The following is an 18041-nucleotide window of genomic DNA, read 5'->3' on the forward strand; positions in this document are numbered from 1 at the left end:
CAGTCATTGATGCAAGTCGTCTATTTCATCGCTCGCATGCGGTGCGTTCCGCCGCGACTGAGCCCACGAAGCCAGCAGCGCCACGCCTGCCGCGAACATCGTGCAGGTCCACCACTCCCAGCCCACGCCGTTGAGCAGCACCGCGGCAAACACGCCCACCGCTCCCCCGACACGGGCGACAGGCCGTTTCATGCCGCCAATGGTGCCGGTCAGCAGTACGGTGTGACGCGGGAGAACTGCTCGTACAGCGCGGTGAACTGCGCCGACGCGGCGCCCACCCAGTCGGCGCCGAACAGTGGTGACAGCTGGGATTTCAGCATCTGGTGTTCGCCGCGGACGTCGGCCGACACCCGATGCGTGGTGCCGCCCAGGGCTTCGAGCTGGGCGGGAGTGACTTTCAGACTGCCCACGGCAATCTCCTTCGGGTACGTGGCTGTCGCCGGTAATGATCTTCGGACCGGACGCACGTTACGAGCCCACGACCAGTCCGCGCTGCGTGCTTGCGTCGGCTGTGGACAACTCGGCAATTTCCCGAGGTTGTCCACAGGCGTGCGGTCCGACCCGGCGATCCGTCCGACCCGCGTCGCAGACTGCGGCGCATGCAGATCGAGCTGACGATCCGGCGCCGAGGCGCCTGCACCGACGTGGCGGTCGAAGCCACCAGCGCGGTGTCGTTGGCGACACTCGAGTCGGCGCTCGGCACGGCACTGGCATGCCCGACGCCCGTCGAGCTCTGGCACGACGGGCGGCGCTTGGGCGCCGGGACACCCCTCGGCGCACCCGGGTTGCGCAATGGCGCGCTGCTCGATGCCGACGGTCCGGGCGCGGATCGTCCGGCCGCGGGGGTGCTCGCCCTGCATCGGGTCGGGGGGCCCGATGCAGGCAGCACCGTCGCCGTCACGCGCGGGCGCCTACTGCTCGGGCGGGCGCCCGACTGCGACGTCGTCGTTGCCGATCCGGACGCGTCGCGCCACCACGCCGTGCTCGACATCGGCAGCTCGGCGATCAGCCTGCGCGACTGCGGGTCGACCAACGGCACGCGGGTCGACGGCTGCCCGGTGCCACCCGGCGGCTCCGAGGTCGTGCCGGGGCAGGTCATCCGGATCGGCGACACCAGCCTCATGGTCCGCGGCCCGCTCGACGTGCCGGCCGCGCTGGCCGACGCCGGTGACGGCACCTGCCGCCTCATGCGCTCGCCGCGTGACGTGCCCGCGGTGTCGCGGCGCGAGATCGTGCTGCCGCAGCGCGCCACGAACACCCGACCGCGCGGCGTGCAGTGGATCGCGGCGCTCGTCCCCGCGTTGGCCGGTGGGGCGGTCGCCTGGCTGGCGCACTCTCCGCAGTTCCTCCTCTTCGCGCTGCTGTCCCCGGTGATGCTGCTGTCGACGTCGGTGGGCGACCGTCTGCATTGGCGCAGGTCGCGCCGCCGCGACGCCGCAACCTACGTGCAGCGTCGCGCCGCGGCCGAACGGGAGATCGTGGCGGGTCTGACGGCCGAACGCCGTGCCCGACTGCGCGCCGCGCCCGACGCCGCCGCGCTCCTGTCCGCGGCGACGCTGCCCGGCAGCCGGTTGTGGGAACGGCGACGCAGCGACGCCGACCTGCTCGACCTGCGGCTCGGCATCGCCGACGTTCCGTCCGTCCTTCGGGTGCGTGACGGCGCATCGGTCCGCGCCGCAGGGCTGCTCGCCGACGTGCCGTACTCGGTGGCACTGCGCGACGGGCCGCTCGGTGTGTGCGGTCCGCCGGACGTGGTCGACGCCGTCGTGCGCCACCTCGTCGGGCAACTGGCGACGCTGCACTCACCCACCGACGTCGGGCTCACCCTGATGCTCGGTCCGGCCGCCGAGGAGCGTTGGCGGTGGGCGCGGTGGCTGCCCCATCTGGCGGGTCGTGTCGCGACGACGTCCGATGAGTGGACTGCGCACGTTGCACGGCTCGCTGCCGAACGAGGCCGCGACGCCGCTCGTCGAGGTGCCACACGGTGGCCGGGCCCCTGGCAGGTACTCGTGCTCGACCGCGCCGGCGATCTTGTGGACGTCTCTGGTCTGCCCGGCCTGCTCGGCGGCGCGCGTCACAACGGCCTGAGCGCCCTGTGCGTGGCCGAGGACGAGGAGTCACTGCCTGCCGCCTGCGCGACGGTGGTGCGGGTGAGCGGCGCGACGGGCACCCGCGCGGTCGTTCGCCGCGCCGCGGACGTCGGCGAAGCCGGTCGGACCGCGGCGCGCCGCGCTGCAGCGACGGATACGGCGCGCGGTCGCGCAGCACCGCACGACTCGTCCGGTACCCCGCCGCACGACGTCGTGCTCGATACAACGGACGAGTGGTGGGCGAGCAGGCTCGCGCGCGGCCTGGCCGCAATCAGCGACGCCGGGGCGGACGCAACGGCCGCGCTCCCCTCGACGTTCGCCCTCACCGAGGCCCTGGCCCTCCCCGACCCGACCGCGGCCGAGATCAGCGACCGGTGGGCGAGCTGCGTCGGCGGCGCGCGCACGGTCGTCGGCGCCGGTGCCGACGGGCCACTCGTCTTCGACCTCGTCCGTGACGGGCCGCACGCCCTCGTCGCGGGGACCACCGGTGCCGGGAAGTCTGAGCTGTTGCAGAGCCTGGTCGTCGGTCTCGCGGCGAACCATCCGCCCGAGTCGGTCTCGTTCCTGCTCATCGATTACAAGGGCGGCGCCGCGTTCGCCGACTGCGCGCGCCTGCCGCACACGGCCGGACTGGTCACCGACCTCGACGCCTACCTGACCGCGCGGGCCCTGCGCTCGCTGCACAGCGAACTGCGCCGCCGAGAACGCCTCTTCGCCGAACACGGTGCCGCGGACCTCACGGCTTACCGCAGCAACGACGCTGTAGAGGCGTTGCCGCGCCTGGTGATCGTCGTGGACGAGTTCGCCGCGCTCGCGCAGGAACTGCCCGACTTCGTGCACGGATTGATCGGCGTCGCACAACGCGGGCGCTCGCTCGGCGTGCACCTCGTCCTCGCGACGCAGCGCCCGCGCTCCGCGGTGTCGGCGGAGATCCGAGCCAACACGGCACTGCGAGTCGCGCTGCGCGTCACCGATGTCAGCGAGTCCACCGACGTAATCGATGCCGGCGACGCCGCGACCATCGACCGCCGCCATCCCGGGCGCGGCTACCTGCGCACCGGCGATTCCCTGGTCGCATTCCAGGGTGCGTACGGCGGCGGACCAGCGGTGCGGCACGAGCAGGTCACGGTACGTGTACTCGACGCATGGCGACGCTCCGCCGACGGGGTGAGCGAGGTCGACGGTCCGACACAGCTCTCGACGGTGGTCGACGCCGTGTGTGCCGCCGCCGCGCACACCTACCGCGCACCTGCACGCAGTCCGTGGCTGCCGCCGCTGCCGGCCGCGATCGCTCTCGCCGCGCTCGACCCGCCGACCGACGCCTGCGCGGCGCGCGTCGCCGTGGTGGACCTGCCCGACGAGCAGCGCCGGGCGCAGATCGAACTGGACCTGCGGCGCGGGCCGTCGCTGCTCATCGTCGGCAGTCCCGGCTCCGGTCGCACGACTGCGCTCGCCACCGTTGCCCTCGACGCCGCGACCCGGCTGGCGCCGGACGAGCTGCACCTGTACGCCGTCGACCCGAGCGGCGCGCTCGAGCTCATGCTGACCGGCCTGCCGCACGTCGCCACGATCGCAGGCCGCGGCGACCCCGCACCCGCCCTCGTCCTGCTGCGCAGGCTGACCGAGCTGTGCGGCGACGGGTCCGCTGCGGCCGAACCACCTGCCCGGTTGCTGCTGATCGATTCCTGGGACGCGCTCACCACGTCGTTGGGCGATGCCGACGCAGCCGAGGCAACCGACCTGCTGGCCACGTTGCTGCGCGCCGGGCCGGCGGCGCGGTTGACGGTCGTCGCTGCGGGCGGACGTAGCGCGCTGATGCCGCGCTTCGCCGGCGACTTCGGCGCCCGGATACTGCTGGCCCTGGCCGACCGCAACGACTACGGCCTCGCCGGCGTCAACCCGCGCGACGTGCCCGCGACGATGCCGCCCGGCCGCGGGCTGCGGGCGGCCGACGGCGCTGGTCTGCACGTCGTGCACGCGGGCACGCATCCGGGTCCCGCCGCCGCTCGCAAGGTGGTGGCCGAGCTCGCGGCCCGATGGCAGGGGCATGCGGCGACGGACCTGCAGCACGGGGCGATCCGGATCCGTCCGCTGCCGCAACGAATCACCGCCCGGGAGTTGCCGCGCGCCGACGCGACCGTGGGTGACCACGAGCCCGCGTTCCTCATCGGCGTCGGCGGAGACGCCGCGGATCCGCTCGTCGTGCGGCTTTTCTCGGGCGCCGGGCAGATGGTCGTTGCCGGGCCGCCGCGTTCTGGGCGCAGCACGACGCTCCTGTCGTTTCTCGGCCAGGGTGTGCGCCACGGAATACCTGTCGTCGTCGCGGCCGGCGCACGCTCGCCGCTGCAGACCGCGGCGATCGACCTCGGTGTGCACCTCGTCCAGCCACAGGACGATCTGCATGCTCTGCAGCCACCCGAAGCGCCGGCGCTGCTGGTGGTCGACGACTGCGAGCTGCTCGCCGACACGGTGATCGGCGAGGCGCTGCTGGCGTGGGTACGCGCGCCACGCGGGGCGCCGGCGGTTGTCGTGGCCGGGCGCGCAGACGACCTCGCCACCAGCTACCGCGGGCTCGGCTCGCACGTGCGGCGCTCCTGTTGCGGACTGCTGCTGCGGCCCGGCCCGGTCGACGGTGAGATCCTCGGTGCGCGCCTGCCGCGGCGGCCGCGCACCGGGCCGCCCGGGCGCGGCGTGTTGGTCGGCGACCCGGCATGGGGGCCACTGTTCGGCACCGGCGAACCCGTGCCGGTGCAGGTTGCGTTGCCCGATCTGCCGACCGCGGTGCCGGTATGAGCCCCGCTCGCGGCCGGCCCTCAGCCCATGTGTGGGTAACGGTGGTCCGTCGCCGGTACGAAGGTCTCCTTGAGCGCGCGCGGCGACAGCCAACGCACGAGATTCCACATCGAGCCGGCCTTGTCGTTCGTGCCCGACGCGCGGGCTCCGCCGAACGGTTGCTGGCCCACGACCGCGCCGGTCGGCTTGTCGTTGACATAGAAGTTGCCGGCCGCGAAGCGCAGCACCTGCTGGGCATGCAACACCGCAGCTCGATCGCGCGCGAACACCGCGCCGGTCAGCGCATACGGAGCCACCGATTCGAGCTGCACGAGCGTGTCGTCCCACGCGTCGTCGTCGAACACGTGCACCGCGAGCAGCGGTCCGAAGTACTCGTCGCGGAACACGGCATTCGTCGGGTCGTCCACCTGCACCACCGTCGGTTGCACGAACCATCCGGTCGAGTCGTCGGCGGTGCCGCCGGCCAGCACGGACACGTCCCGGTCCGCCGCGACGGACTGCAGTACGCCGCTGAGCCGGTCGTAGGCGCGTCGGTCGATCACCGCGCCGCCGAAGTTCGCGAAGTCGCTGACGTCGCCGTAGCGCAGCGACTCGGTCACCGAGACGAGCTGGTCGCGCACGCCGGCCGTCCACAGCGACCGCGGCACGTAGGCGCGCGACGCCGCCGAGCACTTCTGTCCCTGGTACTCGAACGCACCGCGCACCAGGCCGGTCACCAACGCCTGCGGGTCGGCGCTCGGATGCGCGACGACGAAGTCCTTGCCACCGGTCTCGCCGACGAGCCGGGGGTAGCCCGCATACGAACCGATCGCATTGCCGACCGTCCGCCACAGGTTCTGGAACGTCGACGTGGAGCCGGTGAAGTGGATGCCGGCGAGTGCGGGATGGGTGACCGCGGCCTGGCTGACCGCCGCGCCGTCGCCGGTCACGAGGTTGATCACGCCGGGCGGCAGGCCGGCGGCCTCGAACAGCGCCAACGTGTGATGCGCGGCGAACTGCTGTGTCGGCGACGGCTTCCACACGACGACGTTGCCGAGCAGCGCCGGCGCGGACGGCAGGTTGCCCGCGATCGCGGTGAAGTTGAACGGCGTGATGGCCAGCACGAAACCCTCGAGCGGGCGGTACTCCATCCGGTTCCACGTGAGGTCCGAACTCGTCGGCTGCTGTTCGAGGATCTGCCGCGCGTAATGGACGTTGAACCGCAGGAAGTCTGCGAGCTCGCAGGCCGCATCGATCTCGGCCTGCTGCACCGACTTCGACTGGCCGAGCATCGTCGCGGCGTTGAGCCGATCACGCCACGTCGTGCTCAACAGATCCGCGGCGCGCAGGAACACCGCGGCCCGCTCGTCGAAGGGCAGGTCGCGCCATGCGGGGGCGGCGCCCAAGGCCGCGCCGATCGCCGCATCGACGTCGTCGGTCGTGGCCTGCGCACTGTGGCCCAGCACGAGGTCGTGCCGGTGCGGCGCCACGACGTCGTACCGGTCGCCGCCGGCCATCCGGGCACGTCCACCGATGGTCATCGTCAGGTCGATGGGCGATGCAGCAAGCTCCTTGAGCGCTGCCGCGAGCGAGTTGGCCTCGTGGCTACCGGGAGCGTAGGTGCGCACCGGTTCGTTGCGCGGCGACGGGGGATGGGTGATCGCGTCCATGCCCTCGATCGTGCCACCGGTGGCGCCCGCGGGTCGGAGCGGTTGCAGGTCGGGACTGAACAGCTCGGGTCAGAGCAGCTCGAGCAGCGCGCCGATCTCCTGCGTCGCGTACCACGACAGCTCGTAGCCCTCGGCGTCGTCGACGGTGTCCTGCGAACCCGGGTCGCCGAGGTCGGCCGCGATGATCGCTTCAGCCGCAGCAGCGACCGTCGGTTCGGCATCGGCGTCGTCGACGTGCACCGACGCGACCGCCGATATCGGCACCGGCTCCGCCAGGTGCACCACGCCTCGGTCCACGTCGTCGCGAACCGCCACTTGGCTGTCGGGCACCTCGGCGGCAACGACCACGCGGCGCCGAGCCGCCGCGTCGTCTGCATCGACCAGCCGCAGCGAGCCGCGCGCCGCCTCGAGCATGGCGGCGTACTCGAGTTCCTCCGCGTCGTCGTCGACGTACCACTCGCGCAGCCCCGGGGTCACCGCGAACGCGGTCAACGGCGCCGGCCCGATTTCGCCGTCGTCCAGCAGGGCGTGCAGGACGCCGGTGGTCGCGGGCAGGTAGACGCGCATCAGCGGTCGCCTCGCCGGCCGCGGCGAGCGTGGTCGAGCCGGTCTCCGCCGGCCCCTGCGACGAGCTCGGCGAGCGACTGCTCGATCAGCTCAGCGAACGCGTCCGCGTCCGGAACCGCGTCGTAGTCGGCGTTGATACCGAAGTAGACACCACCGTCGTAGGAGGTGAGCGCCACCGACAGCGCCTGACCTTGTGTCAACGGCAGGAAGGGAAACATCTCGGTCATCCGCGCGCCCGCCGCGTACAGCGGTACCTGCGGCCCGGGAACGTTGGTGATCACCAGGCTGAACAGTCGGCGGGTCAGCTCGTTGGCCGCACGCGCTCCGAGCGCATGCATGGTCGGCGGTGCGAAGCCGGCCAGCTCGGCAAGCTGATCCGCGCTGACGGCACGCCCGGTGGCCTTGTGCGACGCCATCGCGTACCGCAGCTGGGCAAGACGCAGCACCGGGTCCGGCTCGCCGACCGGCAGGTCGACCAGCAACGGCCGCACGGTGCTGTGCGACGCGGCCGACGAGTTCTGTGCCCCCGTCGAACCGGCGCCGCCCATACCGCCCACGCCACCCACGCCGCCCATGGCACCCATGTCACCGGTCGCTGCCGCCAGCATGGCCGGCGTTCCCGGCGGCGGTGCTGCCGCGAGGTCGGCCACCGCGACCGGCACGAGCACGCGTACGGTCGCCGCCGGCCGCAGCCCCACGGCGCGGGAGAGCAGCCACGCCCGCAAGGCACCGGCGACGACCGCCAGCGCGACGTCGTTCACCGTTCCGCCGTACGCGTCGCGGACGGCGCGGTAGTCGGCGAAACGGGTGCGCGCCACGGCCAGTCGCCGTTGTTCGCCGAGCCGCACGTGCAGCGGCAGGTCGGGCGGCCGGCTCAGTACTGCGCTCGCGTTCGCGGCGAGCCCACCGGCGACCGACGTCGCCCGCCGCGCCAGCAGCGACGCGTCGCGGGCCGCACCCCGGGCGGTGTCCAGCACCCCACGCGGGCTGCGCACCAGGCCCAGCGCGGCGTCGAGCACCAGCTCCACGGCGCTGGGCTCGGGCTCGGGCATCCAGATCGCCTCGACGGTGCGCCGCGGCGCCGGGCTCGCGTCCAGGATCACCTGCGCGAGATCGATGTCGCCCTGCCCGCCGACCATCGCCGCATGCGTCTTGGTCAGGATCGCGACCCGTCCGCCGGTCAGGCCCTCGATCAGGTACATCTCCCACAGCGGTCGCGCGCGGTCGAGCAGGCGGGACTGGATGCGCGCACAGAACTCGAGCAGCTGCGCCTCGGTGCCCGGCCGCGGCAGCGCAGACCGGCGCACGTGGTAGGTGATGTCGAAGCGGGGATCGTCGACCCACACCGGGCTCGCGAGGTGACCGGGGACGATGCGCACCTTCTGCCGGTAGCGCGGCGCCAGCGAGATCCGCTCCTCGAGCAGCCGCACCAACCGGTCGTAGTCGAGGCTCCCCGCGTCGAGCGCGATGATCCCGCCGGTGTGCTGCGGCGACGTACGCGTCTCGCGGTGCAGGAAGCCGATGTCGGCGGCCGAGACGCGCTCGGTCATTGGCTCACCCTCCTCGGACGTCGGCTGGAGCGATTCTCACAGACCGCCCCGGCCGGCAGGCAGCAGGCGGCTCGCACACGGTTTCCCGGCACAGCGATGATCGTTATCGTCGGACCGATGAGGTCGGTGCGGGGCGTCGCACTCGCGATCGGGACGCTCGTCCTGTGCACCGTGCTCGGCGCGACCGCGACTGCCTGCAGCTCGTCGCCAAGCAACCCGATCCCCTCGTTCCAACCGGGCGCCGGGCGGTTCCGCGTCGTGCCGCCGCACCCGAGCGAAGGCGCACCAATGCCGCAGATCCTGCGCTAGGGCGGCCATCGCGTGCAGGTCGGGCTCGACGACGTACGCGGTGACGGTGCCGCCGCCCGCGCGAGCTTGGGGTTCGGATTGCAGGACGCGCACGCGGACGTGCCCATCCGCAATTACCGCGCCGGCGACTCCGTGGCGGTCGGCCCGGTGCACGTGCACATCGACGGCATTTACGGCTCGGGCGAGAAACACATCGCGGTCGACGTCACGCTGTCCTGAGGCCTCAGCGACGTCGGCGGCGGCGGCCCGACGCAGCGGGCACGCCCGTCAGCGCACCGGCGAGTTCGGCCACTGCCCGACGCAACGAACTGTTCGGCGCCGCCTCGCCGAGCACCCGGCCGGTCGACAACGCAGCGTCCAGCGCCGCCGTGTCGTCGGGCAGCAGTGCGGCCGGCGTGCGGCCGGCGAAACGCTGCAGCGCCGCCTGCAGTTCGGCATGCGTGTCGCCCGGCACGACACCCGCCCGCACCCGATTGAGCACGACCCACACCGTCGCGCCGACCTCGGCGTCGCGCAGGTCCGCCAGCCCGCGCACCAACCGCTGCAAGCCGATCGGGTCGGCCGCGCCCACCGCGATGATCAGGTCCGCATCGTCGAGCACGGCCAGCGTGGCGCCGTTGCGCCGCGGCGCCAACGTGTCGAAGGACAGCTCCTCGTCGGTCTCGAGGCAGAAGCCGCAGTCGACGACGGTGAAGTCGGCCAGCGCCCGCGCCGCGGCGAGGACCGGCGCGACGGCGGTGGGCCGTAACTCCGGCCAGCGGGCGGCGAGCGGGATGCCGGTCAGCACCCGCAGGTTCGGCCCGAGCTGCCAGCACAGCGTCGCGAGCTCCGCGGCATCGAGACGCTGCGCACCGGCACGCCGACACGCGGCGGCCAGCCCGGGCGACTCGTCCAGCAGCCCGAGTACCGCAGCGACCGTCGCGCCGTAGACCTCGGCGTCCACCAGCAGGCTGCCCGCGCCCAACCGGGCCAGCTCGTCGGCGAGCGTCACGGCGAGCGTCGTGCGGCCCGGCGCGCCCGTCGGCCCCCACACGGCAATCACCGAACCGCGGCGTGCGGTGTCCTCCGCCGTGACCGGCGCGCCTTCACCGGGCGGCACGGCCATCGACGTCGCCGGGTCGGCGAATGCCCGTTGGGTGCGCGCCGCGGTGCCGTCGGCGGCTGCGTCCCCGCGGCCGCCTGCGGTGCGCACCGCTTCGGCGAGCACGGACGCGACGACCTCGGCCGCGGCGTCCGCCGTCACGAGGAACTCGACACCGACCGACCGCAACTGGTCCTCGGCGGCCGTGTCGTCGCGCGGCACCACGCCGACCGGCACGACGCCGGCCGCGAAGAGCCGGTCGACGGCGTCGACGTCGAGGCGCCGCAGCCCCGCGGCGAGCAGCGCGGCCTGCCCCTGACCCGACGCCGCAACCGCCAGCACGTCGACCACGTCCACGCAGCGCCGCACGATCTCGACGCCGTGCGGTGCACGGTCGAATTCGCGCACGAGCCGCTGCTCCCACTCCGCGCCGTCGGCGACGGACAGGACGGCAAGCCTCATCGCAGGCTCAATGCGTGGCCGATGCCGAACCGCAGCTCGACACGTCCGGCGCCGACGGCGCGGCGGGTGCCGACGGCGACGGTGCGCCGGACGGCGCGGCGCCGCCGGTCAGCACCCCGGCGCGCAGCTGCGCGGCATCGATGGCCAGCGCCTGCACGACCCTGCTCGCGGCGGCGGGTGCGACGTCGACGACGACGTCCTGGCCGCCGCTGCCGTTGCTGAACGACGTGCCGTTGTCCGCACGCACGGACTGGACCGCGACGTCGGCGAGCAGCACCACGGACGCGCACGCCGCCGTGGACAACCAGATCTCGATGCGTTGGCCGGCACGCAGTGACGGCGCGGCGCCGGACGCCAACGGCACCGTCAGCGTCACCTGCGCGCCCGCAACACCGACCGCGGCTGCCGGGAGCAGCTCGTCGCGCGAGACCGCCCGGGTCAGCCGCTTGCCGACCGCTTGGGTCGTGCGCGTCAGGTACACGCCGTTGCCGTGATCGGGCAGCTGCACCTGCCGCAGCGCCACGTCGTCGCCGGTCAGCACGGTGCCCGCGGCGAGGTCGTGCCGGACAGCGACCACCGGATAGGTCGCGCTCGCCCCGGACACCACCTTGGCGCCGACGAGCACCGACGCGAGCACCAGCAGCACGCCCAGCACGAGCCGAAGGTCGAGCCAGCGCGGCGTCGCGATCCGTCGAGGCTGCGGCGAGGGCGGCACCGCACCCTGCGCAGGGCTCTGCGACGGACGGACGGAGTGTGACGGGGTGACGGTCACGCGGCCATAGTGCCGCAAGACGATCAACGTGCGCGAGTCGAAAGTGCGCCGTTGTGGACAGTCGACGCACCACGAGACACGGACTGTCACACTTGCACCACAACGCGAGATCCGTCTGCCGCGAAGGAGCCGCTGCCTGCCATGGCCGCCGAGTCCCGGTTCCTCACGCTGAACGACGTCGCCGAGGTGCTCAACATCTCCACGTCGCAGGCGTACGCGCTGGTCCGCAACGAGGAACTCGCCGCGATCAAGATCGGCGGCCGGGGCCAGTGGCGCGTCGAGCGGGACAAACTCGAGGACTACATCTCGCGGATGTACACGCAAACCCGCAAGTTCATCGAGAGCCACCCGTTCGTGGACGCCGAGGCCGACACCGCCGATTGAGACGGCCGGCCGGCGGATGCACGACGTGGTTACGCTGGTGCATGACGCGGGGTGCTGCCGCCATCGGCAGCTGAGATCAGACCCGTCGAACCTGCCCCAGTTCGTACTGGCGAAGGGACGTCCGCCGTGACCGACCCAACCCCCGACCTGCCGTCCGCCGTCGCCGCCGCGCTGGCCGCCGTGCGCGAGCAAGGACCGCTCGTGCAGTGCCTGACGAACATCGTCGTCGCCCAATGGACGGCCAACGTGCTGCTCGCCGTCGGCGCCGCGCCTGCGATGGTCGACAACCCGCGCGAGGCCGGTGAGCTCGCCCGCGTCGCCGGCGGCGTGCTGATCAACCTGGGCACGCCCTACGCCGAGACGGTGCAGGCCATGCCGCTCGCCGCTGCCGGGGCCGCGGAGGCCGGGCGTCCCTGGGTCCTGGACCCGGTGGGTGCCGGCGGGATGTCCTGGCGCACCGAGGTCGCCGGGAGCCTGCTCGCGCAGTCGCCGACGATCGTGCGCGGCAACGCCTCGGAGATCCTCGCGCTCGCCGGCGGCGCGGGCGGGCGCGGCGTGGATGCCACCGACGCGGCCGACGCGGCGGCCGGCCCGGCGCAGGGGCTCGCCCGCGAGCACGCCACGGTGCTCGCCGTGAGCGGCGCGGTGGACCACCTGACCGACGGCCGGCGGCACGTCACGGTGTCCAACGGCGACCCGTTGCTCACCAGGGTCACCGGGGTCGGCTGCGCGCTCGGCGCCATGACGGCCGCGTTCGCCGCGGTGGGCGACGACCCCTTGCTGGCCGCCACCGCTGCGACGGCGACGATGACGGTCGCCGCCGAGCAGGCGGCGCGCACGGCGGACGGCCCCGGCTCGTTCGCCGTCGCGCTGCTGGACCGGCTGGCGTCGATCACGCCGGACGAGCTGCGCGCGAGCGCGAGGCTGGAACTCAGCACGTGAGCGGACGCCCCGCCTTCGACCTGTCCGTGTACGTGGTCACGGACACCGAGATGTGCGGTCGGCGCGGTGTCGTGGCCACGGTGCGCGCGGCTGTCGCGGGCGGGGCGAGCATGGTGCAGCTGCGCGACCCGTCCGCCACCGACGACGACTTGATCCGGCTCGGGCGCGAGCTGTGCGCGGAACTGGCCGGCACCGATGTGCCGTTGCTCGTCAACGACCGCGTCGACCTCGTCGCCGCGATCGGCGCTGCGGGCGCGCACGTCGGGCAGGGCGACACGTCGCCGAGCGAGGCGCGCGCCGTGCTCGGCCGGGACGCGCTGCTCGGGCTGTCGGTGCAGAGCGTCGAGCACGTCCGCGCGGCGGCCGGCGCGGACGTCGACTACCTCGGCGTCGGGCCGGTGTGGACGCAGGCGACCAAGACCGACGCCGCAGTGCCGTGCGGGCCGGCCGGGTTGCGCGCGATCGTGCGGGCGAGCCCGTGGCCGTGTGTCGCGATCGGCGGCATCGACGAAACACGCGCAGCGGCGGTGCGGGCCACCGGTGCGAGCGGCGTCGCCGTCGTCAGCGCGGTGTGCGCAGCGCGCGACCCACGCGCCGCCACGGCGGCGCTGCGTGCGGTATGGACGGCGGCGGCATGAGCGTGCCCGTCGCGCTGACGATCGCCGGCAGCGACCCGTCCGGTGGCGCCGGCATCCAGGCCGACCTCAAGACGTTCTCCGCCTGGGGCGTGTACGGCACCGCGGTGCTGACCGCGCTCACCGCGCAGAACACCCGCGGCGTGACGGGCACGCATGCCGTGCCGCCCGACTTCGTGACCGCGCAACTGCACACCCTGCTCGAGGACGTCCGGGTGGACGCGATCAAGATCGGCATGTTGGCGAACGCCGGCACGGTGCATGCGGTCGCGGCCACAATTCGCGCGATGCCGGATGTGCCGGTCATCCTCGATCCGGTGATGGTCGCGACGAGCGGCGACCGACTGCTCGACGAGGACGCTGTCGCCGCCGTACGCGAGCTGATCCCGCTGACGTCACTCGTCACGCCGAACGTGCCGGAGTCCGCGGTCCTGCTGCAGACGACGCCGGCAACGGACGTCGACGGTCTGCGCGATCAGGCGCACGCACTGCTCGACGCCGGCGCCCGCAGAGTGCTGCTCAAGGGCGGTCACCTGGATGACCGGTCCGAGGCCGTCGACGTGTTCGCCGACGGGGAGCGCACGCACGTCCTGCGCGCACCGCGGGTGGCGACGCACAACACGCACGGCACCGGCTGCACGCTCTCGGCAGCGATCGCCGCGTCGACGGCGCGCGGCGCCGCGTGGCCGGAGGCCGTGCAGCAGGCGAAGGACTACCTGGCCCGCGCACTCGCGGCGAGCGACGAGCTAGACATCGGGCACGGCGCGGGGCCGGTGCACCACTTCGTGGACCAGTGGCGCGCAGCCGCTGACGTCACGCCCGCCGGCTGAGCGCGGCGAGCGCAGCCAGCGGGACCAGCTCGACGTCGCGCACGTCGCCGCGCCGGCGCACCTCGCCGGCCGGGTGCGTCGCGACCTCGACGAAGTCCGCGCCGACACGGTCGATGGTGGCGTCCACGCTGGACGCACCGTCGCCGATCAGATGCAGCCGCAGCGGTGACCGGTCGCGCGCAAGGCCGCGCAGTACGTGCCCCAGGCCGAGCCGGGACTCCACGACGCCGGCCGAGCCGGGCACCCCGGACGCCCGGCCGAGACCGCGCACCCGCTGCAGCGCGGCGTTGACACCGACGACTTCGCGGCCCTGGCCCGAGTCGAGCAGCAGCCAGTCCACGCCGACGCGGGTCAGCGTGCCGCGCACCGCGAGACCGCCGGCGAACGCCAACTGCAGTTCGGTGTCCACGGCGGCGCGCAACCGGTCGTAGACGGCCAGCTGGCCGATCTCGTCGCGGGTGCGGGTCTCGACCTCGGCAGCACGCTCGGCCAGGGCAAGCGCTTGCGCCTGCGCCTCGAGGTCGGCGAACAGCCCGTCCCACCTCATGGCGTCCGCCCTGCGATCACCCGCAGATCGAAGCACGTCCGGGTGGCCCGGTCCGGCCGGCTGGGAAGATCGGCCGATGACGCAGGCCCACGACGCAGCGATCCGGGTCCGCGGTGCGCGCGTGCACAACCTGCGCGACGTCGACGTGGACATCCCACGCGACGCGCTCGTCGTCGTCACCGGCGTCTCCGGGTCGGGCAAGTCGTCGCTGGCGTTCGGCACCGTCTTCGCCGAGGCGCAGTCCCGCTATCTCGAATCCGTAGCGCCCTACGCGCGTCGCTTGATCGATCAGGTGGCCGCGCCCGACGTCCGCGAGATCACCGGCCTGCCGCCGGCGGTCGCGCTGCAACAGGCGCGGGGTGCCGGTCAGGCCCGGTCGACCGTGGGCACGCTCACGGCCCTGTCGAACTCGTTGCGGATGCTCTTCTCGCGCGCCGGTGACTATCCGGCCGGTGCGCAACGGCTCGACTCGGACGCGTTCTCCCCGAACACGCCGGCGGGCGCGTGCCCGCACTGCCACGGACTCGGCCGGGTGCACGAAGTCACCGAAGCGTCGCTCGTGCCCGACCCGGGTCTGTCGATCCGCGAGCGCGCTGTCGCCGCATGGCCGGGTGCCTGGCAGGGCAAGAACTACCGCGACATCCTCGCGACCCTCGGCTACGACATCGACCGGCCGTGGCGCGACCTGTCGCAGGACGACCGGGACTGGATCCTGTTCACCGACGACCAGCCCGTCGTGACGGTGCACGCCGAGCGCGAGGCGCATCGCATCCAGCGGCCGTACCAGGGCACGTACCAGAGCGCGCGCCGCTATGTCCTGCACACGCTGGCCACGACGCAGAGCACCACCCTGCGCAAGAAGGCGCTGCAGCACGTCGAGGTGCGGGCGTGCCCGGTCTGCGGCGGCGCCGGCCTGCGGCCCGAGGCACTGTCCGTCACGGTCGCCGACGCAAACATCGCCGAGCTCACCGCGCTGCCCCTGGCCACGCTCGGCACCCGGCTGATGGGTGCGCAGACGAGCGACGTCGCGCGGACCATCGTCCCCGACCTCCTCGCGCGCATCGACGGACTGCGCGAACTCGGTCTCGGCTACCTCGCGATGAACCGGGCGACGCCCACGCTGTCCTCGGGCGAGTTGCAACGGCTGCGGGTGGCGACAGCGCTCCGGTCGACACTGTTCGGCGTCGTCTACGTGCTGGACGAGCCGTCGGCCGGGCTGCATCCGGCCGACACGCAGGCGCTGCTCGGTGTCCTGGACCGGCTGCGCCACGCCGGGAATTCCCTGGTGGTCGTCGAGCACGAGGTCGACGTCGTGCAGCACGCCGACTGGCTCGTCGACGTCGGCCCCGGTGCGGGTGTGCACGGCGGCCGCATCCTCTACAGCGGTCCGCCCGCCGGGCTTGCGCAGGTCACGGATTCCGAGACGGCCCGCTACCTCGACGGCACGGGCCGCCCGGCGCGCGCGCAACGCCGGGCCACCGGCGTGATCGAGCTGCGCGGCATCACGCACCACAACCTCGTCGATGTCGACGTCGACGTCCCGTTGGGCGTGTTCACCGCCGTCACCGGGGTGTCCGGATCGGGCAAGACGACGCTCGTCACCGGCGTGCTGGCGGCAGCCGTGCGCCACCGGCTGGGTGCTCGCGCCGACGACGACGAGGACTCGGACGCTGCGCTCGACGACGACACGTCCGGCAGCGCGCAACGCATCACCGGGTTGGAGTCGATAGACCGGCTGGTCGAGGTGGACCAGCGGCCGATCGGGCGCACTCCCCGATCCAATCTCGCCACGTACACGGGCCTTTTCGACGGGGTCCGCAAGCTGTTCGCCGGCACCGACGAGGCTCGTCGACGCGCTTACCAGGCGGGGCGGTTCTCGTTCAACGTCGACGGCGGCCGCTGCGACAACTGCCAGGGCGAGGGCGCCGTCGCCGTCGAGTTGCTGTTCCTGCCCGGCACGTACTCGCCGTGCCCGGTGTGCCACGGTGCGCGGTACAACCCGCAGACCCTCGAAGTGCGCTACCGCGGCCGATCGATCGCCGACGTGCTCGCCCTGACCGTCGACGCGGCGGCGGACTTCTTCGCCGACGTCCCGGCGATCGCCCGCAGCCTCGACACGTTGCGCATGGTCGGCCTGGATTACCTCACTCTCGGCCAGCCCGCACCCGAGCTCTCCGGCGGTGAGGCGCAACGGATCAAGCTGGCCACCGAGCTGCAGCGCGCGCGTCGTGGTCACACGATGTTCGTCCTCGACGAGCCGACCACCGGGCTGCACCCGGCCGACGTCGACCGACTCATGGCGTTGCTGCACTCGCTGGTCGACGCCGGCAACACCGTGATCGTCGTCGAGCACGACATGGCCGTCGTCGCCGGCGCAGACCACGTCATCGACCTCGGCCCGAGCGGCGGCGACGAGGGCGGCAGCGTGATCGCCATAGGCGCACCGGCCGAGGTCGCGGCGAGCGCCACCAGCCGCACCGCGCCCTACTTACGGGCCGCGCTGGCCCGCTGAGCTATCGGCGGTTTCGCACCGGACGTCGCGGATCGGCGCAATTGCCGATGTGCGCGTGGGAAATTCAGGCAAGACAAAAAGGACAGCACTAATAAACGCCTGTCCGACGCCGATCAGGAGCCTGCCCAGATCCAAGGGCGGGCAAACAAACCTGAAGGAGTCGCCCGTGTCCCCCATCCCCACCATTCGGCGCAGCGCCCGCAACATCGTCGTGGCCGGCAGCTCCCTGCTGGCGCTGACAGCTGTGCTTCTGTTCCTCGTCTCCCCCAGCTCGGACGCTTTGACGCTGCAGGCCAAGTCCGTCGGGCACGCGTCCCACGGGAGCGAGGTTCTGTACGGCAAGTTCACCAATGCTGCCGGCAAGCCGATCAAGCACGCGCACGTCACCATCTCGAAGAAGGTCGGCAACCACCGTGAGAAGGTGGCCAGCTTCTCGACCAACAGCAAGGGCGTGTACCGCAAGGTGTTGCACCGCCGTAAGGGCGTCTACCGCATCACCGTCAGCGAGCACGTCGGGCACCGGACGTATCGCGCGTCCAAGTCGATGCACCTCAAGCCGGGCCACACCTACCGGGTCGGCGGCCGCATCACGAAGCACAGCGTCTTCAGCTTCCTGCCCATCTCCACCTACTGACCGACCGTCGGGGCGAAGGGGTGCACCCGTCAGGCCCCCCCGCCGCGGCCCCCGCGCGGATGTATTCGATTCCGTCGGCCAGCGTGTAGGCCAGCTCCAGGTCGGCCGACGCTCCCGCCTCCTGCATGTGGTAGCCGCTGATGGAAATGGAGTTGAACTTCGGCATCTCGCGCGAGGTGTAAGCAAAAATGTCCGAGATAATGCGCATCGAACCCGCGGGCGGGTAGATATAGGTGTTGCGCACCATGAATTCTTTGAGGATATCGTTCTGAATGGTCCCCGAG

At 72.7% G+C, this 18041-nt stretch carries 17 protein-coding genes, 1 pseudogene and 1 riboswitch; of the genes and pseudogenes, 9 read left to right on the forward strand and 9 right to left on the reverse strand.

Annotated elements, in window-relative coordinates:
- Positions 1–3 precede the first annotated feature (3 nt).
- Together ACFFCN_RS08470 and ACFFCN_RS08475 are read right to left on the reverse strand one after the other, a co-directional pair.
- Complete coding sequence (locus ACFFCN_RS08470) at positions 4–192, reverse strand: hypothetical protein (RefSeq protein WP_375490705.1); 189 nt, start codon at positions 190–192, stop codon at positions 4–6.
- A 17-nt stretch (positions 193–209) separates the two neighbouring features.
- Complete coding sequence (locus ACFFCN_RS08475; protein WP_375490706.1) at positions 210–410, reverse strand: WXG100 family type VII secretion target; 201 nt, start codon at positions 408–410, stop codon at positions 210–212.
- Positions 411–599: 189 nt separating this feature from the next.
- Here ACFFCN_RS08475 and ACFFCN_RS08480 point away from each other — a divergent pair, with 189 nt between their 5' ends.
- Positions 600–4883 carry an FtsK/SpoIIIE domain-containing protein gene (locus ACFFCN_RS08480; RefSeq protein WP_375490707.1) on the forward strand — a complete coding sequence of 1428 codons (4284 nt, stop codon included), beginning with the start codon at positions 600–602 and terminating at the stop codon, positions 4881–4883.
- 20 nt (positions 4884–4903) lie between these two features.
- Here the strand turns inward: ACFFCN_RS08480 and pruA are convergent, their stop codons facing one another.
- The 3 genes from pruA to ACFFCN_RS08495 all read right to left on the reverse strand — a co-directional run bounded on the left by pruA (position 4904) and on the right by ACFFCN_RS08495 (position 8649).
- Positions 4904–6532, reverse strand: coding sequence for an L-glutamate gamma-semialdehyde dehydrogenase (gene pruA / locus ACFFCN_RS08485; RefSeq protein WP_375490708.1), 1629 nt, complete (start codon positions 6530–6532; stop codon positions 4904–4906).
- Positions 6533–6601: 69 nt separating this feature from the next.
- Complete coding sequence (locus ACFFCN_RS08490) at positions 6602–7099, reverse strand: DUF6912 family protein (RefSeq protein WP_375490709.1); 498 nt, start codon at positions 7097–7099, stop codon at positions 6602–6604.
- Entirely contained in the window at positions 7099–8649 is a 1551-nt protein-coding gene (locus tag ACFFCN_RS08495; protein ID WP_375490710.1) for a wax ester/triacylglycerol synthase family O-acyltransferase, read from the reverse strand. The genes ACFFCN_RS08490 and ACFFCN_RS08495 overlap by 1 nt, the downstream gene beginning before the upstream one ends.
- A 117-nt stretch (positions 8650–8766) precedes the next feature.
- Between ACFFCN_RS08495 and ACFFCN_RS08500 the strand changes: the two genes are divergently transcribed.
- Positions 8767–8958, forward strand: a complete 192-nt coding sequence (locus tag ACFFCN_RS08500) for a hypothetical protein (protein ID WP_375490711.1) — start codon at positions 8767–8769, stop codon at positions 8956–8958.
- Between the two features lie 12 nt (positions 8959–8970).
- The gene (locus ACFFCN_RS08505) at positions 8971–9177 is read left to right on the forward strand and encodes a hypothetical protein (protein ID WP_375490712.1); all 207 of its coding nucleotides are present in this window, start codon (positions 8971–8973) and stop codon (positions 9175–9177) included.
- A 4-nt stretch (positions 9178–9181) separates the two neighbouring features.
- Here ACFFCN_RS08505 and ACFFCN_RS08510 read toward each other — a convergent pair whose 3' ends face one another.
- Entirely contained in the window at positions 9182–10501 is a 1320-nt protein-coding gene (locus ACFFCN_RS08510; RefSeq protein ID WP_375490713.1) for a CpaE family protein, read from the reverse strand.
- A gap of 7 nt (positions 10502–10508) precedes the next feature.
- On the reverse strand, positions 10509–11273 hold the full coding sequence (locus ACFFCN_RS08515; RefSeq protein ID WP_375490714.1) for an SAF domain-containing protein: 765 nt from the start codon (positions 11271–11273) through the stop codon (positions 10509–10511).
- A gap of 141 nt (positions 11274–11414) precedes the next feature.
- Here ACFFCN_RS08515 and ACFFCN_RS08520 point away from each other — a divergent pair, with 141 nt between their 5' ends.
- The 4 genes from ACFFCN_RS08520 (at position 11415) to thiD (ending at position 14064) form a co-directional block, all read left to right on the forward strand.
- Positions 11415–11657 carry a helix-turn-helix domain-containing protein gene (locus ACFFCN_RS08520; protein WP_375490715.1) on the forward strand — a complete coding sequence of 81 codons (243 nt, stop codon included), beginning with the start codon at positions 11415–11417 and terminating at the stop codon, positions 11655–11657.
- 37 nt (positions 11658–11694) lie between these two features.
- Positions 11695–11792: riboswitch (TPP riboswitch) on the forward strand.
- Entirely contained in the window at positions 11784–12599 is an 816-nt protein-coding gene (thiM, locus tag ACFFCN_RS08525; protein WP_375490716.1) for a hydroxyethylthiazole kinase, read from the forward strand. Its footprint overlaps the riboswitch before it by 9 nt.
- On the forward strand, positions 12596–13237 hold the full coding sequence (thiE, locus tag ACFFCN_RS08530) for a thiamine phosphate synthase (RefSeq protein ID WP_375490717.1): 642 nt from the start codon (positions 12596–12598) through the stop codon (positions 13235–13237). The genes thiM and thiE overlap by 4 nt, the downstream gene beginning before the upstream one ends.
- Positions 13234–14064, forward strand: a complete 831-nt coding sequence (gene thiD, locus ACFFCN_RS08535; RefSeq protein ID WP_375490718.1) for a bifunctional hydroxymethylpyrimidine kinase/phosphomethylpyrimidine kinase — start codon at positions 13234–13236, stop codon at positions 14062–14064. Before thiE ends, thiD begins: the two co-directional genes overlap by 4 nt.
- Here thiD and ACFFCN_RS08540 read toward each other — a convergent pair.
- Positions 14048–14611, reverse strand: coding sequence for a hypothetical protein (locus tag ACFFCN_RS08540; protein ID WP_375490719.1), 564 nt, complete (start codon positions 14609–14611; stop codon positions 14048–14050). The genes thiD and ACFFCN_RS08540 overlap by 17 nt on opposite strands.
- A 76-nt stretch (positions 14612–14687) precedes the next feature.
- On the opposite strand from ACFFCN_RS08540, the gene uvrA reads away from it, so the two are divergent.
- Positions 14688–17123, forward strand: a complete 2436-nt coding sequence (gene uvrA / locus ACFFCN_RS08545; RefSeq protein ID WP_375490720.1) for an excinuclease ABC subunit UvrA — start codon at positions 14688–14690, stop codon at positions 17121–17123.
- A gap of 166 nt (positions 17124–17289) precedes the next feature.
- On the forward strand, positions 17290–17757 hold the full coding sequence (locus ACFFCN_RS08550) for a carboxypeptidase-like regulatory domain-containing protein (RefSeq protein ID WP_375490721.1): 468 nt from the start codon (positions 17290–17292) through the stop codon (positions 17755–17757).
- A 37-nt stretch (positions 17758–17794) separates the two neighbouring features.
- Here ACFFCN_RS08550 and ACFFCN_RS08555 read toward each other — a convergent pair.
- Positions 17795–18041 (reverse strand): annotated as a pseudogene (locus tag ACFFCN_RS08555) (methylmalonyl-CoA mutase family protein); the annotation flags it as partial.

It is taken from the genome of uncultured Jatrophihabitans sp. (assembly GCF_964246335.1).
Classification (GTDB): Bacteria; Actinomycetota; Actinomycetes; order Mycobacteriales; family Jatrophihabitantaceae; genus Jatrophihabitans.

Excerpts from the sequence above, each read along its gene's own strand:
- ACFFCN_RS08500 (WP_375490711.1), top strand. The coding sequence starts at position 8,767 with ATGAGGTCGGTGCGGGGCGTCGCACTCGCGATCGGGACGCTCGTCCTG.
- uvrA (WP_375490720.1), top strand. The coding sequence starts at position 14,688 with ATGACGCAGGCCCACGACGCAGCGATCCGGGTCCGCGGTGCGCGCGTG.
- thiD (WP_375490718.1), top strand. The coding sequence starts at position 13,234 with ATGAGCGTGCCCGTCGCGCTGACGATCGCCGGCAGCGACCCGTCCGGT.
- ACFFCN_RS08510 (WP_375490713.1), bottom strand. The coding sequence starts at position 10,501 with ATGAGGCTTGCCGTCCTGTCCGTCGCCGACGGCGCGGAGTGGGAGCAG.
- ACFFCN_RS08540 (WP_375490719.1), bottom strand. The coding sequence starts at position 14,611 with ATGAGGTGGGACGGGCTGTTCGCCGACCTCGAGGCGCAGGCGCAAGCG.
- ACFFCN_RS08480 (WP_375490707.1), top strand. The coding sequence starts at position 600 with ATGCAGATCGAGCTGACGATCCGGCGCCGAGGCGCCTGCACCGACGTG.
- pruA (WP_375490708.1), bottom strand. The coding sequence starts at position 6,532 with ATGGACGCGATCACCCATCCCCCGTCGCCGCGCAACGAACCGGTGCGC.
- ACFFCN_RS08490 (WP_375490709.1), bottom strand. The coding sequence starts at position 7,099 with ATGCGCGTCTACCTGCCCGCGACCACCGGCGTCCTGCACGCCCTGCTG.
- ACFFCN_RS08520 (WP_375490715.1), top strand. The coding sequence starts at position 11,415 with ATGGCCGCCGAGTCCCGGTTCCTCACGCTGAACGACGTCGCCGAGGTG.
- ACFFCN_RS08495 (WP_375490710.1), bottom strand. The coding sequence starts at position 8,649 with ATGACCGAGCGCGTCTCGGCCGCCGACATCGGCTTCCTGCACCGCGAG.
- ACFFCN_RS08470 (WP_375490705.1), bottom strand. The coding sequence starts at position 192 with ATGAAACGGCCTGTCGCCCGTGTCGGGGGAGCGGTGGGCGTGTTTGCC.